At 71.8% G+C, this 15,049-nt stretch carries 13 protein-coding genes and 1 pseudogene; 6 read left to right on the forward strand and 8 right to left on the reverse strand.

Annotated features, from left to right (window positions below):
- From ACWGDE_RS25405 to ACWGDE_RS25415, 3 genes are all read right to left on the reverse strand, one after another.
- The coding region (locus ACWGDE_RS25405; RefSeq protein WP_453391333.1) for a discoidin domain-containing protein at positions 1–297 on the reverse strand (297 nt) is incomplete at its 3' end.
- Between the two features lie 291 nt (positions 298–588).
- Positions 589–1,548: an ABC transporter permease subunit gene (locus ACWGDE_RS25410; protein ID WP_453391334.1), complete on the reverse strand. Its 960-nt coding sequence runs from the start codon at positions 1,546–1,548 to the stop codon at positions 589–591.
- A complete protein-coding gene (locus tag ACWGDE_RS25415) occupies positions 1,545–2,345 on the reverse strand; it encodes an ABC transporter ATP-binding protein (protein WP_453391335.1) in 801 nt (266 codons plus the stop codon). The genes ACWGDE_RS25410 and ACWGDE_RS25415 overlap by 4 nt, the downstream gene beginning before the upstream one ends.
- Before the next feature lie 193 nt (positions 2,346–2,538).
- Here ACWGDE_RS25415 and ACWGDE_RS25420 point away from each other — a divergent pair, with 193 nt between their 5' ends.
- Both ACWGDE_RS25420 and ACWGDE_RS25425 read left to right on the forward strand, forming a co-directional pair.
- Positions 2,539–3,840 carry a sensor histidine kinase gene (locus tag ACWGDE_RS25420; RefSeq protein WP_453391336.1) on the forward strand — a complete coding sequence of 434 codons (1,302 nt, stop codon included), beginning with the start codon at positions 2,539–2,541 and terminating at the stop codon, positions 3,838–3,840.
- On the forward strand, positions 3,837–4,508 hold the full coding sequence (locus ACWGDE_RS25425) for a response regulator (RefSeq protein ID WP_453391345.1): 672 nt from the start codon (positions 3,837–3,839) through the stop codon (positions 4,506–4,508). Before ACWGDE_RS25420 ends, ACWGDE_RS25425 begins: the two co-directional genes overlap by 4 nt.
- Positions 4,509–4,559: 51 nt before the next feature.
- Here the strand turns inward: ACWGDE_RS25425 and ACWGDE_RS25430 are convergent, their stop codons facing one another.
- On the reverse strand, positions 4,560–5,339 hold the full coding sequence (locus tag ACWGDE_RS25430; RefSeq protein ID WP_453391337.1) for a sortase domain-containing protein: 780 nt from the start codon (positions 5,337–5,339) through the stop codon (positions 4,560–4,562).
- A 652-nt stretch (positions 5,340–5,991) separates the two neighbouring features.
- On the opposite strand from ACWGDE_RS25430, the gene ACWGDE_RS25435 reads away from it, so the two are divergent.
- Entirely contained in the window at positions 5,992–6,531 is a 540-nt protein-coding gene (locus ACWGDE_RS25435; protein WP_453391338.1) for a hypothetical protein, read from the forward strand.
- Positions 6,532–6,634: 103 nt separating this feature from the next.
- Here ACWGDE_RS25435 and thpR read toward each other — a convergent pair whose 3' ends face one another.
- Both thpR and ACWGDE_RS25445 read right to left on the reverse strand, forming a co-directional pair.
- Entirely contained in the window at positions 6,635–7,219 is a 585-nt protein-coding gene (gene thpR / locus ACWGDE_RS25440; RefSeq protein WP_453391339.1) for an RNA 2',3'-cyclic phosphodiesterase, read from the reverse strand.
- Between the two features lie 86 nt (positions 7,220–7,305).
- Positions 7,306–7,794, reverse strand: coding sequence for an isochorismatase family protein (locus ACWGDE_RS25445; RefSeq protein ID WP_453391340.1), 489 nt, complete (start codon positions 7,792–7,794; stop codon positions 7,306–7,308).
- Positions 7,795–8,154: 360 nt separating this feature from the next.
- On the opposite strand from ACWGDE_RS25445, the gene ACWGDE_RS25450 reads away from it, so the two are divergent.
- Positions 8,155–9,570 carry a hypothetical protein gene (locus ACWGDE_RS25450; RefSeq protein ID WP_453391341.1) on the forward strand — a complete coding sequence of 472 codons (1,416 nt, stop codon included), beginning with the start codon at positions 8,155–8,157 and terminating at the stop codon, positions 9,568–9,570.
- A 116-nt stretch (positions 9,571–9,686) separates the two neighbouring features.
- Here the strand turns inward: ACWGDE_RS25450 and ACWGDE_RS25455 are convergent, their stop codons facing one another.
- Positions 9,687–11,285, reverse strand: a complete 1,599-nt coding sequence (locus ACWGDE_RS25455) for a cellulase family glycosylhydrolase (protein WP_453391342.1) — start codon at positions 11,283–11,285, stop codon at positions 9,687–9,689.
- Between the two features lie 76 nt (positions 11,286–11,361).
- On the opposite strand from ACWGDE_RS25455, the gene ACWGDE_RS25460 reads away from it, so the two are divergent.
- Positions 11,362–13,743, forward strand: coding sequence for a cellulose binding domain-containing protein (locus ACWGDE_RS25460; protein WP_453391343.1), 2,382 nt, complete (start codon positions 11,362–11,364; stop codon positions 13,741–13,743).
- 13 nt (positions 13,744–13,756) lie between these two features.
- Positions 13,757–14,818 carry a right-handed parallel beta-helix repeat-containing protein gene (locus ACWGDE_RS25465; RefSeq protein ID WP_453391344.1) on the forward strand — a complete coding sequence of 354 codons (1,062 nt, stop codon included), beginning with the start codon at positions 13,757–13,759 and terminating at the stop codon, positions 14,816–14,818.
- A gap of 47 nt (positions 14,819–14,865) precedes the next feature.
- Here the strand turns inward: ACWGDE_RS25465 and ACWGDE_RS25470 are convergent.
- Positions 14,866–15,049 (reverse strand): annotated as a pseudogene (locus ACWGDE_RS25470) (IclR family transcriptional regulator); the annotation flags it as partial.

Here is a 15,049-nt window from a genome sequence, read left to right on the forward strand (position 1 = left end):
GATATCGACCCGGTAGACCTTGGCGTACGCGGCCTCCCAACTGAGGCGCACGCGGCTGACGTCGGCGGTGGCGCCGAGGTCGACGCGGATCCACTGCGGGTCCTTGCCCTCCACGCTGGCCCAGCGGCTGGCCGCGTCGCCGTCGAAGGCCTTCTGGGGGCCGAGGGAGGAAGTCTCGCTGGAGGAGGCGGTGGCGGTCTTGCCACGTGATATGACGGGGTCGGCGGCGGCGCCGGCCCGTTCGGGGTAGGCGAGCAGCAGCCCGCCGACGAGGAGGAGCACGGCGGTGAGGACCACGCCCACCGTGCGGCGTGATGCGGGGACTTGGGGCGTACTTGGGGCGCTCAGGCGCATTCCTGACTCCCTGGCCTTGTGGGTGGCGAGAGCTGGCACGGGTACGCGATCCCGCGCCCCTGCCCGTCTTCGGGCAGGGGAGGACGGTGCCGCAGCGGCCGGGTCAGAGCTCTCGCTGAGCGCGTCATACCCAGGGGACGGGGTACCGCGCCAAGCCGCCGAAGCGGGATGCTAGCAAACAGGAAACTTTCCTACTAGTCATTCGGCCGCGGTCGTGAACCTGTTTGCGGCGCCTCACGTGAGACGGCGGCGGGCCCACCAGAAGCAGAACAGCGCCAGGGCCGCCGCGGCCGCCAGGCACAGGCCCGTCTCCATCCACTGGAGCGGCCACAGGTGCGAGCGCGGGTGGAACTCGGCCCACCGCCCCGCGGCCCCGTTGGCGGCGAGGCACTGTCCGTGGTCCTCGGCGGCGAAGCACTTCGGCAGGTCCGCCATCCGCCGGCCCCCGGTGGAGAGCAGGCCGTCGCCGAGCAGCCAGGCGTCGGCCGGCGAGGCCGCCCCGTTCAGGTTCCGCACGCTTCCTTCGACGACCGGCCACAGGGCGCTGCGCACCTGTTCCAGCGCGAACAGGACCACCGCGCCGACCGCCGCCGTCGCGCCCATGGCCGCGACCGTACGGCGGACCAGCAGGCTCAGGGTGATACCGATCAGCAGCATCAGCACCGCCTTGGCCACCGGGGCCGGGCCGATGGCCCCGTACGGCATGGCTCCGTACCAGGGGAAGGCGCTGCCGAGCGGAGTCGCGACGGTGTGCCACCACCAGGTCGCCGCGGCGGTGATCAGTCCGCTGAACAGGACCGTCAGGGTCACCGGAACGGCGAGCTTCGCCAGGAACCAGCGCGTGCGCGTCACGGACTGGGACAGCGCGGTGCGGTAGGTGCCGGTCTCCAGCTCCTGGGCGAACAGCGGCCCGCCGAGGAACAGGCCGAACAGGAGCGGGAGCAGCAGCAGGGCCTGCAAGGCCCTGCGCAGCGGGTGCTGGTGCTGCTGCTGGAAGGCGGGCAGCGCCTCGTTGCAGCGCTGCACGTGCTCGGCCGCCCCCGAGCATCCGTCGATCAGGGAAAGGTCACCGCGCGCGCCGAAGCCGCCGTACAGGAGGTATCCCGCGACCAGCGCGGTCACGGCGAGGAGCGCCCACAGGGTGGTCCGGTGCTGGCGCCACACCAGCCAGTTCACCCCGCGCACGCCGATCACGCCGCACGCCCGGCGGGCTCGGGACGGGCGGCCGCGGTCATCACGGTCGGCAGTGCGGGGTCGCGCAGATAGGTCATGAGGAGCTGTTCCAATGAGGGTGCGGGGCCGTCGCCGCCGGGGTGGTGGGCGGCGCGGAGTTCTTCGATGTCGCCGGCGAGGCGGACCCGGCCGGAGCCGAGGACGACCAGGAAGTCGCAGGTGTCCTCCAGTTCGGACACCACGTGCGAGGAGAGCAGGACGGTGGTCCCGTGCGCGGCCGCCTCGGTGACCAGCAGCCGCGCCATCTCGTGGCGCACCAGCGGGTCGAGGTCGGCCATGGGCTCGTCCAGCATCAGCAGCCGGGGGCGCTTGCCGAAGGCCAGGGCGAGCGCCACGCGGGTGCGCTGGCCCCCGGAGAGCGAGCCGACCCGGGCGTCGTGCGGGATCTCGCCGGCGGCGATGACGCGCTCGGCGGTCGCCCGGTCCCAGTCGGGGTTCATCTCGCGGCCCATCCGCAGGATCTCCGAGACCCGGAAACCCCGGTACAGCGGCTTGTCCTGGCTGAGCAGCGCCGTCGCGCGGCGGGCGGCCGCGGCCTGCGGCGGTGCGCCGAAGACGTGGATCGTGCCCTCGGTGGGCTCCAGGAGATCGGCCGCCAGGGACAGCAGCGTGCTCTTGCCGGCGCCGTTGGGCCCGACCAGGGCGCAGATCCGGCCGGCGGGGATCTGGAAGTCGCAGTCCTTCAGGGCCCATCCGCGCCGGTAGCGGCGGCCCAGGCCGAGGGCGCGTACGGCCGGTGGCTTCGGTTCGGTGTTCATGGCCCCGACGCTAGGCAAGCCGCCCGGCCCGGGGCATCGGCGCAAGGTCTGCGGCCGGGCCGACCTTGGGAGGGGTGGGGGAGTCATACCTTGGGAGGGGTGCGGGGGCGCCGGAGTAACCAAAGTATGGGGTTCTCCGACGAAGGTGGAGATGGGCAATTTGCCCCTATTGGTTCGCGTAGGCTTCTGGCCCATGTCCCGAATTCCCCGCGAGCGAGCCATCGACCTCGCCGTCGTGCTCCTCGCCGCCGGCCTGTCGGTGGCGCTGGCCGCGACGAGCAGCAACCCGCTGCTGATGTTCCCGCGCATGACGGTGTACACCGCGGTGCTGGACCCGGTGGAGCACCTCGCCGCCGCACTCGTCGGCAGAGAGCGGCTTCCGGTGTTCTTCGGGCCCGGGGCGCTCACCGGCATCGGCGCGGCCCTCGCCCTGTGGTGGCGGCGCCGCCTCCCCGTGGCCGTCGCCGTGGTCACCCTGGTACTCGGCCTGATCTCCCCGGCCGTCACCGTCTCCGCGATGATCGCGCTGTTCACCGTCGCGGCCCTGCGCCCGATGCGGGTCACGGTGCGGATCGCGGTGGCCGCCGCGCTGCCGGTCCCGCTCACGATGCTGTTCCGCGCGATGCCCTCCGACGGCTTCTCCGTCCTGGGCATCCTGCTCATCGCCTGGACGCTGGTCGCCCTCGCGGTCGGGTGGGGGCTGTTCGTACGCTCGCGGCGGATGCTCGTCGACACCCTCACCGAGCGGGCTCGGCGGGCGGAGGAGGACGCCGCCCGGCGGGCACTGGAGGCCCAGGTGCGGGTCCGCGAGGACATCGCCCGCGAGATGCACGACGTGCTGGCGCACCGGCTGTCGCTGCTGAGCGTGCACGCCGGGGCCCTGGAGTTCAACAAGTCCGCGGACCCCGCCGACGTGGGGCGCGTGGCCGGTGTCATCCGGGACAACGCCCACCAGGCGCTCGAAGACCTGCGCACGGTCATCGGCGTACTGCGCGCGCCGACGCTCGCCGGTGGCGATGTGCCCGAGGAGGCGGCGGCGGAGGCCGGCGGGCGGGCGGACGGGGTCGCGGAGCCGCCCGAGGCGCCCCAGCCCGTACTGGCCGACCTCGACCGGCTCGCCAGGGAATCCCGGGCCGCCGGCATGCGGCTCCGGCTGGACGTGGACGTCGAGGACCCCGCCGCGGTCCCGGCCCTGGCCGGCCGGACCGCGTACCGCATCGTGCAGGAGGCTCTGACCAATGCCCGCAAGCACGCCCCGTACGCCGACGTCCGCGTCGAGGTGAGCGGGGAACCGGGCAGCGGGGTCGACGTCATCGTCCGCAATCCGGTGCCCGCGGTGCCCGCGCACGCGGGGACTCCGGCACAGGCCATCCCGGGCTCCGGGCAGGGACTGATCGGCCTGGCCGAGCGCACGTCGCTGGCCGGGGGCCAACTGCGGCACGGTCCGACGGACGGGGACTACCTCGTGCACGCGTGGCTGCCGTGGGCGGCATGATCCGGGTCCTGCTCGCCGACGACGACCCGCTCGTACGGATGGGCCTGCGGGTGATGTTCGGCAGCGTCGACGACATCACCATCGTCGGGGAGGCCGCCGACGGCGAACAGGCCGTCGCCCAGGCCGGGGAACACGCCCCCGACGTGGTCCTGCTCGACATCCGGATGCCCGTCATGGACGGCCTGGCCGCGACCCGGCTCCTGCGCGGCCTGGCGAAGCCTCCGGCGATCGTCATCCTGACCACCTTCAACCCGGACGAGTACGTCCTGCGGGCATTGAGCTCCGGCGCCGCCGGGTTCCTGCTCAAGGACACCCCGCCCACCGACATCGTGGCCGCCGTACGCCGCGTCGCCGCCGGGGAACCCGTCCTGTCTCCCGCGGTGACCCAGCAGCTCATCGCCAGGGTCGCGGCCCCGCCGACCGAGGCCGCCGATTCCCGGACGAGGGCCCGGGCCCGGCTGTCGCGGCTCGCGCCACGGGAGTACGACGTCGCGCTCGCCGTGGGACAGGGCCGGACCAACGCGGAGATCGCCACCCGGCTCTACATGAGCGTGCCCACCGTCAAGGCACACGTGTCGAGCATCCTGGCCAAACTCGACGTGACCAACCGGGTCCAGGTCGCCCTGATCGTCCACGACGCGGAGCCCGGGGCCCCGGCCGGGGGGTGAGGCGGGCCTCGGTGGCCAGGTTGCGGTGGTCCCGCGATTCCAGGCGAGGGCTCAGCGGGCGCCGGGCGGAGCGCCGGTCACCACGCCCGTCAGGTGGGCATGGACCACGACACCGGCCGGACCGCCCGCCCCCTCCGCACACGTGCCGTCGCAGCCGACGACGCGCAGCTCGGGGCGGCCGGCGGTTCCGTGGCCCCGCTGCTCGGAGGACCGGCGCCCGCCGTGGTCCTCGACCGTGTCGACGCTGAAGACGGCGGTGGTCCCGTCCTCACGCACCACCTCGATGAGCCGGCCCTTCACGAGGGTCCCGAGCCGGTGGAAGACGCCGGGGTCCTGCCGGTCACCGACGGGCCCGACTATGACGGCGGTGCCTTGGGCGCCGGGAGGCGGGCCGTCGGCGTACCAGGCTGCGAGGTCGGGGTCGTTGGGGGCGTGCGGGGCTCCGCCGCCGGAGGCGGGAACCCGCGGGGAGCTGTCATGGGAGCCCGGGGTCCTGGGCGGGCCGTCACCGGGGCCCGGATCCGGCGGGCCGCCGTCGCCCGCCTGTCCCACCTCCGCCAGCGGGGCATCGACGCGCAGCGAAGGGATGCGGATGCGCTCGGGCCTGGCCGGGGCCATGGCGGCGGGCCGGGCCGTGCCTCGGGGGCCGGGCGTGTGCTGCCCCTCGTCGCGCAGTTCGCCGAGCAGCCGGCGCTGGGTGGCGAGGACACCCTGCTCGTCGGAGGGCGGGGGCGGCCCCGGTATCTCGTCGGTGCTGATCAGCCAGATCCCCACACCCGCCGCGACCGCGGTCAGGACCCCGATCGCCCGGTGCCCCCGACTCCGTCCCACCTGCACGTCCGCCCCCTGTTCCCGTGCGTCCGCTCGCTTGCGCGGCCACGCGCGGCCCACGATGTCCCGTACGGAGACCGGCCCTTGCCGGAGGCCGTCCGATGACGCGTCACCCACCCGCTGCCGACGGCCACGGCGCCCACCGCCCCTGTCCGGCAAGATCGGCTCTCCGCTCTCCGCCCCAGCACATGGCAGGCCCCCGCCGACCGCACTCCGACGCCACGGCACCCGGTCGGCGTGTCGCGGACACGCCAGAACCTGAAACCCAACGACCGTGCAGGTCAAAGGCCCTGACGGGCTGCAAGGCACCGAGTTCCGCGAATGTCCGCCGAATGGCTGACGTGAGGCGGCGGGTGGGCCACGGCACCACACTGTAGAACCCGAGATCGCGGCGGCTCTCTCGGCCGTGATCCGTGGCTCCGAGGAGAGGTCTTCGACGGCGGAGCTTCGGAAGCGGCGGAATCCACGCGGTCGGGGCGGACGGCCGCGTTGTACGGACACTCGAGTGCGCCCAGTGCACGAAGCGCCCCTCCGCCTTGCCATGCGCGGTACCAGAGGGTGCCCTTCGGCACTCCCCTATGGTTGATCGGGCAGGGGTTGATGCGGCGCACTCTTCGACGTATTGCAGTGGCTGGCGGGGGGAGCGGTACTGGTGGCAGGAGACAGGACAGCGGGCCGGGTCTGGTTCGGCGCGGCTGCGCTGGCCTCGGGGGCGTTCTCAGTCGTGTTCGTGCAGGCGATGCTGGTCGCGAACTGGGAAGTAACCCATCCGGTGCACGTACCCGGCGACGACTCACCCGGCGGCGGGAATATGGGGGCCGTGGCTGCCGTGCCTCTCTGCGCCCTCCTCGCAATCGTTTGCCTGTTCTTCCCGCTCCTGTGGGGGATCGCGGTGATGCGCAGGAGGACAGGCCGGTCGGGGCAGAAGCTGGTGGTCACCTCCACCGTCCTGCAGGGGTTCGGCCTGCTCCCGGCTCTGCCGGTGGCATCGACCCTGCCTTACGGCTGGGCCGGTGTCACGGCGCTCGTCGGCGCAGAACTGCTGGCCCTCGGCATCGCCCTGCAACAGCTCTGGTCGCGCCAGCGGGTGGGACGAAATCCTGAGCTCACCGACGGACGCTTCCGAAGCGGCGATCGAATGGGAGAGCCTGCCCACGGGGCGGACCTTCGAGGTGGCCATCTCATCAGATGAACCGCAGGTTGGTTCTGATCCCGAAGAAGAGGGCGAGCCCTTGGTGTTGGCCGTCACGGCTGAGGAGGGCGATCCGTCGACGGGGCCGAGTGCCTGAGCGCGGTCAGTCGGTGCCGACGAGGTTCCATGCCTCGATGTCGCGGTAGTGGATCGGTCCGGGACCGCGGCCGATGTTGCTGCCGACCAGGTGGAGGCGTTCGGTCTCCCAGACGCGGCCGGTGAAGGAGGCGAGCCCGTCGGCGGCCTCCACGGCGGACGAGGGATCGTTCCGGCGGGCGCGGGCCAGCGTCAGGTGGGGGCGCAGCGGCCGGTCCTCGAAGGGGATGCCGCATTCCTTGACGATGGTCCGCACGTCCGTGGCGAGCAGGTGCAGGCCTTCGAGGTCCCCGTCGATCCCGCTCCACAGCACCCGCTCGCCGAAGTGCCCGCCGCCGCGCAGCGTCAGGCGTACGGGCGGCCGCGCCGCGGCGAGGTCCGCGAGCGGCGGCCGCAGCAGCGGGACGACATCGACCGGGAGCTCGCCGAGGAACGCGAGGGTGATGTGCCAGTCCTCGATGCGGTTCCACCGCATCTGCGGGTACGCGTCGTAGGCGGGGCCCAGCGCCCGCGCCAGCTCGTCCTTCGCGTCGTCGGGCGGAGCGAGGGCGATGAAGACGCGAACGGTCGAGGGCCGGGTCTGTTCGTTCACAAGGGAATTCGTACAGTGCGGCGGGTGGTCCAGTCACATCCGGGCGGTACGGCCGGCCTGGCCGGTACGCCCGGGTCCCCACCGGCTCAGGCGTAGTGCGCCGTGTCGTGGACCTCGCCGAACCGGGGGAAGATCTTCTCCACGGTGAAGTCGTGCTCGTCGGCGGCGAACCCGGACATGGCGTCGGCGGCGAACTCCAGCTCGTAGCCGTGGTCGCTGGCGGCCCGGGCGGTGGATTCGACGCCCATCGTGGTGACCAGACCGGCGAGCACCAGCGTGTCCACGCCCAGAGCGCGCAGCCGGTCGTCCAGGCCGGTGTCGTGGAAGGCGCCGACGGTGTGCTTGACGATCGTGACGTCGCCGGGCCGGACCAGGCCGTCGGCGAATCCGCTGCCCGGCGGCTGCTCGCTCACGTCGGGCCGGTCCACGCGAACCAGGACCACGGGGCGACCGTCCGCCCTGAACGCCTCGGCGAGCCGGAGGCAGCGGGCCAGTACCTCCGCACCGGAGTGCGGGGCGACCGGCAGGTCGATGATGCGGGGCATCAGGTCGATGAGGATCAGCGCGGAAGTCACGGCGATGATCATAGGACAGGAGCGTGGGGGCGGGTAGGTGATGACGGGCTTCCGGTTCATGATCGGTATGTGGACGGGCCTTCGGCGTCGGGGGCGCCGTCGGCTAGCCTGCGCGCATGACCGTTCTGGTGAGCCGCCGACACGTTGATCAAGGCCGTGTCACCACCACCGGTTGTCGCGCCGCCGTCTGACCGGTCGCGCTCCTTTTCTCTTCCTCTCTCGCGTCCGGGCCGCCTCCGGACGCGATCATTTGACGCTTCGTCGCTTCGTCGCTTCGTCGCTTCGTCGCTTCGTCGCTTCGCGCTGTCGCGCCTTCGTCCGGGTCCGGTCCCGCGCCACCTGCCCCGAAAGGCTTCCGACGTGCGCCTTCGCATACCCCGCGCCGCCCTGCCCCTCGCCGCCGCCGCGCTCCTCGCCGGGACCGGCGCCCCGGCCCAGGGGGCCGAGTCCGGACCCCGGCCGCCCGTGAATCCGTACGCCGCGCCGACCGGCACCAACGGCATGCACGGGGACTCGGCCTCCTCGGACACCACCCCGTACCCGGGCCCCGGCACAGGCCCCGTGAGCTCCCGGCGCACCGCGCTGGCCTCGGCCTGCCCGACGCTCACCGTCGGATCGGACGGCTACGTCGTGGCCCTGTGCACCACCATCTTCGGCCGCACGCCCACCGTGCACCTCATCGATCCCCGCACCGGGGACGACCTCGCCTCGCTGGGGCTCGCGGAGGGGAACCTGTTCGGCGGCGTCTACGCCTACCTCGACAACGCCGACCGCCTCGTCGTCGCCGACGGCACCAACACGCTGCTGCGCATCGGCCACCACCGGCAGGCCGACGGCTCGTGGCGGCTGAGCGCCGACGAGCGGACTCCGCTCGGACTGGCCCCCGGTGACGGGGTGGTGGGCCTCTCCCCGGGCTGGAGCGGCCGGGTGTGGTTCGCCACCGACGCCGGCACGACCGGGACCGTGGACACCTCCACCGGCGAGGTCCGCACGCTCGCGTTCCCGGCCGGCGAACGCGTCGCCAACAGCATCTCGACCGTCGAGGGCCGCACCGCGGTCGCCACCGACCACGCCCTGTACCTGCTCGCCGAGCACCCGGACGGCAGCCCGTACGTCGTCTGGCGGCGGGCCTACGACCGGGGATCGGCCCGCAAGCCGGGCCAGTTGAGCTGGGGCACCGGCGCCACGCCCGTGTTCTTCGGCCCGCGGCACGGCGACGAGTACCTGACCATCACCGACAACGCGGACGGCAAGGAGAACCTGCTGGTCTACCGCGAGGACGGCAGTGAGGTGTGCCGGGTACCCGCCGTCAACGGCACGGAAGACGCGGTAATCGCCTCGGGGCGCAGCGTCTTCGTCACGAGCACCTACGGCTACCCGTATCCCGCGCTCCCCGCGAACGCCGGGGACAGCAAGCCCGCTTCGGCGTCCTTCGGCGGCGGCATGACCCGGATCGACGTGAACGAGGACGGACAGGGCTGCTCGGTGGTGTGGGAGAACGGGGTCAAGTCAGCTGCCCTGCCCCGCCTTTCGCTGGGTGACGGAAAGATCTACACGGTCACCGTCAGCGGCCCGACGGGGCTCGCGGGCCTCAACACCTTCGCCGCCTACCACTACGCCGTGCTCGACCCCGCCACCGGCAAGGTGGACACGACCAGCCGGCTGGGGATCGGGCTGCTCTTCAACCCGCTCCAGATGACGGGGACCACCGGCCCCGACGGCACCTTCTACCAGGGCACCGAGACGGGCGTGGTCGCCGTGCGCCGCGCCCCGTAGGAACGAACACCCGGCCCCCGCAGCGGTGGTGCTCACCGTTGCGAGGGCCGGGTGCCGGGGACCCGCCGGCCGGGAAGGCCCGTCGGCCGGGAAGGCCCGCCGGCCGGGAGGGCCGGTCAGGCGGTGGGGAAGTCGTCGGCGGTGCGGACGCGGTCGCGGATCCAGACGCCGGCCGGCTTCAGCGAACCGGTGCCCGTCCACGGGCCGTTCCCGTCACAGGTTCCCGGCTTGAAGACCGCACCGGTGCGGTCGTCGTCGGAGAAGTTCCAGTTCGTCCAGCTGATCTTCTTGGCCGCCATCAGGTCGAGGTACTTCTGCGACATGGTGAAGTCGTTGGAGCCCTCGCCCTCGTAGTTCTGCGTGCCGAACTCGGTGACGAACACGGGGATCCGGTCGGCGGCGCGGGACAGGGTGTTCAGGTACTCCTCGCGGTGCGAGTAGGCGTAGAAGTGGAACGTGTACAGGATGTTGGCCGCGTTCACCTGGTTGTTGACGACCTCGTTCTCGTCGCCGTCCTCGGAGACTCCGAAGGAGGACCAGGCGCGGGTGCCGACGATGACCGGGGCGTCGGAGTCGATGTTCCGGATGACCGGGATGATCTGCTCCGCGTAGCTCTTGATCTTCGACCAGCTCACGCCGCTGGGCTCGTTGGCGATCTCGTAGAAGATGTTGTTCTTGCCCTTGTGGCGGTTGGCGATGGCGGTGAAGAACGTCTTGGCCCTGGCCAGGTTGTAGTTGGGGTCGCCCGGGTCGAGCATGTGCCAGTCGACGATCACGTACATGCCGCGGGCCGTCGCCTGCTCGATGAGCGAGTGGGCGAGGTCGGTGAACTTCTGCGGGTCGGTCTCGTAGCCGTCCTCCTGCACGTACGTCGAGACGCGCAGGACGTCGGCGTTCCAGTCCTTGGCGAGGGCGTCGAGCGAACCGCCGGTGAGGCACTGCGCGTACCACTGGGTGCCGTGGGTGCTCATGCCGCGCAACTGGACGGGCTTTCCGTACTTGTTGCAGAGCTTGGTGCCGCAGACCGCGAGCTGTCCGTTGATCGCGACCGGGGTGGCGCCCGGTTGGGGCGGGGTGGACCCGCCGTCCACGGTGAGGTGGTCGACGTTGGGGCCGCCGTTGGAGGTGGTGGCGGTGGCCCGGATGGTGTTCGCGCCGGCCTTGAGGGCGGTGGTCAGGCCGGTCGTGGACCAACTGGTCCAGGCTCCGGTGCCGTTGAACGCCTTGTTCGTGGCGACGGCCGTTCCGTTGACCGTGATCGTCATGGGGCGGTTGGTCGTGGTGCCGTTGGCGTAGCGCAGGTTCACCGTGGCGTTGCCGGCCTGAGCGGCGTTGACCGTCCACTCGACGTAACTGCCGGTGGTGTTGTCGTAGTTGACGAATCCGCTGCCGGTGTAGCCGGCGTGGTTGGACTCGGCCGCACCTTGCGAGACGACGGCGTTCTCCGCCTCGTGGACGACGGGCGCGGCCGATGCCGTGCCGGGGGCGCTGGTGAGGCCGACGAGCAGTGCGGTGACGAGGGTTCCGGCAGCACCGAGGGAGCGCAGTCGGATGCGTGGGGGTTTCAAGGTGTCTCCGTCCTGTTGACGATCGACTGTTCGTAAGGAAAGTTTCCTAACGACACGGAATGGAATAGCAGCGTCCGACGTGACGGCACAAGGGTTCGCGCAATGTGTCCACATACGTGGACTCCCGATTGATGTAGAGACATCCATTGACCAGCTGGACGGTCATCAGCACGATGTACCACGGCTACACCCCTCCCGCCCCCCACACTTGCCAGGAGGAACGTTGTCCGCACGATGGAGAGCCGTCGCCGCGCTCGGTGGCGCCACGGCCGTGCTGTGCGCCTCGGGCGTCGCGATCGGCGTCGCCGACGCCCGTCCAGCAGGACCGCAACCCGCAACCACCGCATCCGCGTCGACCGCCGCCCTGGACCTGTCCAAGGCCAACCGCCGCACCCCGCTGACCGGCCTCTACGACTGGTCGAAGGCCGGATACCTGGGTGGCGGCGACCTCCCGGGCGAGGACCGGACCACCCCGGACGCCGCCTGCCGGATCACCCCCGCCCAACTCGCCGCCCAGTACGGGGTGAAACCCGGCGACGGCGCCGACGACTCGGCCGGACTCCAGTCCGCCATCGACCACATCCGCACCGACTGCTCGCCCGGGGCGGGTTACACCAGGCTCTCCCTGATCACCCTCCCGGCCGGCGTCCTCGACGTCTCCCGCCAACTCTCCGTCGACGCCGACTACCTGACCGTGCGAGGAGCCGGCAGCGGCACGGGCGGCACCCGGATCGTCTTCCGCCCCGACGCCGACACCCGGTACGACGCCCTCACCCCCGACGGCTCGGACTGGGACGAGGACGGCATGACCTCCGGCTCCGCCAAGGGCGGCTGGATATGGCCCGGCCGGGGCCTGTTCCGCGTCCAGTCGCGCGGGGTGCACCCGAGCTACGCCTCCGAGTACGCGGCGGCCCCCGCCAACCGCAAGGACCTCTTCGAGGGCACGGTCAACGTGCACTGGAAGGCCGGGCTGAAACTGCGCGGCAAGGCCGGCGACACCGGGTTCGCGGCGCGCGCCGGGGACACCGTCGTCCCCCTCGCCTCCGGCGGATCGCTCGCCGCCTTCCCGGTCGGCGGACTGGTCAACGTCCGCGCCGCCAACTCGCTGAAGTTCTACGCCCAGCAGAACATCCAGCCCGGCGACGGCACCCTGCAGAACATCCACATGCGCCAGCAGATCTTCACCATCACGGCCGTGGACTCCGTGAACCGCACGCTGACGCTGGACAAGCCGTTGGAGTACGACGTACCGGTCAACTCCACCTCCGACGGATCCGCCCCCATCGAGGGCGCCGTCTACGACTCCAAGGCCGCGCCCCTCGTGGACCCGGTGCTCGGCGTCGGCTTCGAGGACTTCGCGCTGACGCAGGAGGTGCCGGGCCTCGACCGCGCCGACGCGGTGCGCAACTACGGGAACATGGCCCCCGCCCAGGAGATGCACGGCATCGTCTTCAAGTGGGCCGCCAACTCCTGGGTCCGGGGCATCAGGACGGAGATGACCGGGTCCCACCCGATCGTCACCGAGGAGGCCTATCACCTCCAGATCGTCGACAACCAGCTCGACGGTTCCTGGAACAAGGGCAAGGGCGGCAACGGCTACTTCCGCGGCTCCCGCGTCTGGGACTCCCTCTACGCGGGCAACACCTCACGCAACCTGCGCCACTTCACCTTCCAGTGGTCGGCCTCCGGCAACGTCGTCATCGGCAACGACTTCGACTCCGACCTCAACCTCCACGGAGGCTGGGAGCGCAACAACCTGTTCGAGCTCAACAAGGTGACCGTGCCGTACGAACACCGCTCCGCCAACTGCCGATCCAACTGCGGGGAAGAGGGCGGCGGAGGCCCCGACGCCTCCACCTGGTTCCCCATCTGGTGGGGTGCGGGGAAGAAGGCCGTGAAGTGGTCGGGCTCCACCGGACCGCGCAACGTCTTCTTCAACAACACCATGACGAAGCAGAGGACTTCGGGAGCGGCCTACACCCCGTACTACGCCGACCACCAGCGGATCTACCAGTTCGGCTGGAACGGGAGCGCCGCCGGCGGCGGCGCCTGGCAGCACCTGGACGCGGGAGGCGTGCCGATCGCCGACTGGGCGGGGCGCGAGCAACTCGACTACGCGGGCGGTCACGGCGTGGACGCCACCCGTACGGACACGGGCGCTTCGCTCTTCCTGAAGTCGGCCACCGGCGGGAACCCTTCCCCCAGCCCGACTCCCACGCCGACCCCCACCGCGACGCCGACTCCCACGCCCAGCCCCACCGCGACGCCGACACCGACCCCCACGTCGACTCCGACCGGCACCCCCGCGGGCTGTCTGACGGCGCGGACCGTCCAGACCTCCCTCTGGAGCAGCGGCTACGGGATGGACGTGTTCGTCAGGAACGACTGCGCGGCCCCCGTGTCCGGTTGGCAGGTGGAGTTCGATCTGCCCGCCGGGACCGGCGTCTCCAGCAGCTGGTCCTCGACCAGGACCCGGAGCGGGGGGCACTTCACCTTCGTCAACGTCGCCTACAACGGCGACATCGCGCCGGGCCAGGAGAAGGGCTTCGGCTTCAACGCCTCCGGGCTCGGCTCGCCGGCCCACCTCACCGCACGGACCCGATAGGAGCGTCGCCACCATGCGCACAGCGATACCCGTGGCGGCCGCCGCCGCCACCGCCGCACTCCTCGCGGCGGAACTGCTGAGCCCCACCGCCCACGCCGCCGCCACGGTGGTCGACGTGACGACCGGCGCCCAGCTGAAGAAGGCGCTCGCCGCGGCCGCGCCCGGCCAGACCATCCGGCTCGCCGCGGGGGAGTACCGGGGCTCCTTCGCGACCCGGCGGGCCGGGACCGCCGCCAAGCCGATCACGCTCACCGGCCCCCGCACCGCCGTGCTCGTCAACGACGGACCGTCCGGTGAGGCCCCGTCCTGTCCGGTGCCCACCACGGGCTGGGACCCGGGCTACGGGCTCTGGCTCTACGGGGCCCCGTACTGGAACCTGACCGGCTTCACCGTCAAGGACTCCAAGAAGGGCGTGGTGCTGGACAACGCGCAGCACGTCACCATCGACGGGCTGTACGTCCACCACGTGGAGGAGGAGGGCGTCCACTTCCGGCGCTCCTCCGCCGACGGGGTGATCCGCAACTCCGTGATCGAGTACACGGGTCTGGTCCAGCCCGCTTACGGCGAGGGCGTGTACCTCGGCTCCGCCGGCTCCAACTGGGGCTGCCACGGCAACTCCGGCGGCGCGGACCGCTCCGACCGGGTGCTGGTGGAGAAGAACCGGATCGGACCGTACGTCGCCGCCGAGGCCATCGACATCAAGGAGGGCACCTTCGGCGGGACCGTCCGCGGCAACACCTTCGACGGCCGCGGGATCAGCGGCCAGAACTCCGCCGATTCGTGGGTGGACGTCAAGGGCGTCGACTACCTGATCGAGGGCAACAAGGGCACCTTCGCACCGCCCGGCACCTTCGCCAACGGCTACGAGACGCACAACCCGGGCACCACTCCCGCCTTCCCCAACGGCTGCGGCACGGTGTGGCGGAGCAACACCTCCGACCTCGGCGGCGTCGGCGCGTACGCCGTCAAGGTCACCTCCACCTCCCCGTGCGCGGGCCGGCCCAACGTGGTCCACGCCTCGAACACGGTCACGAGGGCGGTGAGCGGGCTCACCAACATCCCCGTGACGCCGTAACCCCGTGACCCCGTAGCCCCGTGACCCCGTAGCCCGGCCGCGGTCCGCTACCGGATGCCGTGCCGGCGGAGCGTCGTGGCGAGGGCGGTGGCGTGCGCCACCACCGCCTTCGCCACCCGCTCGACCTCCTTGTCGGTGGCCGCGTCCACCGGCATGGAGCAGCTGATCGCGTCGGTCGCGGGGATGCGGTAGTGGACGGGAGCGGACAGGCAGGCGACGCCCGGTGTGCCC

The sequence above is a fragment of the Streptomyces sp. NPDC054956 genome (assembly GCF_053609185.1).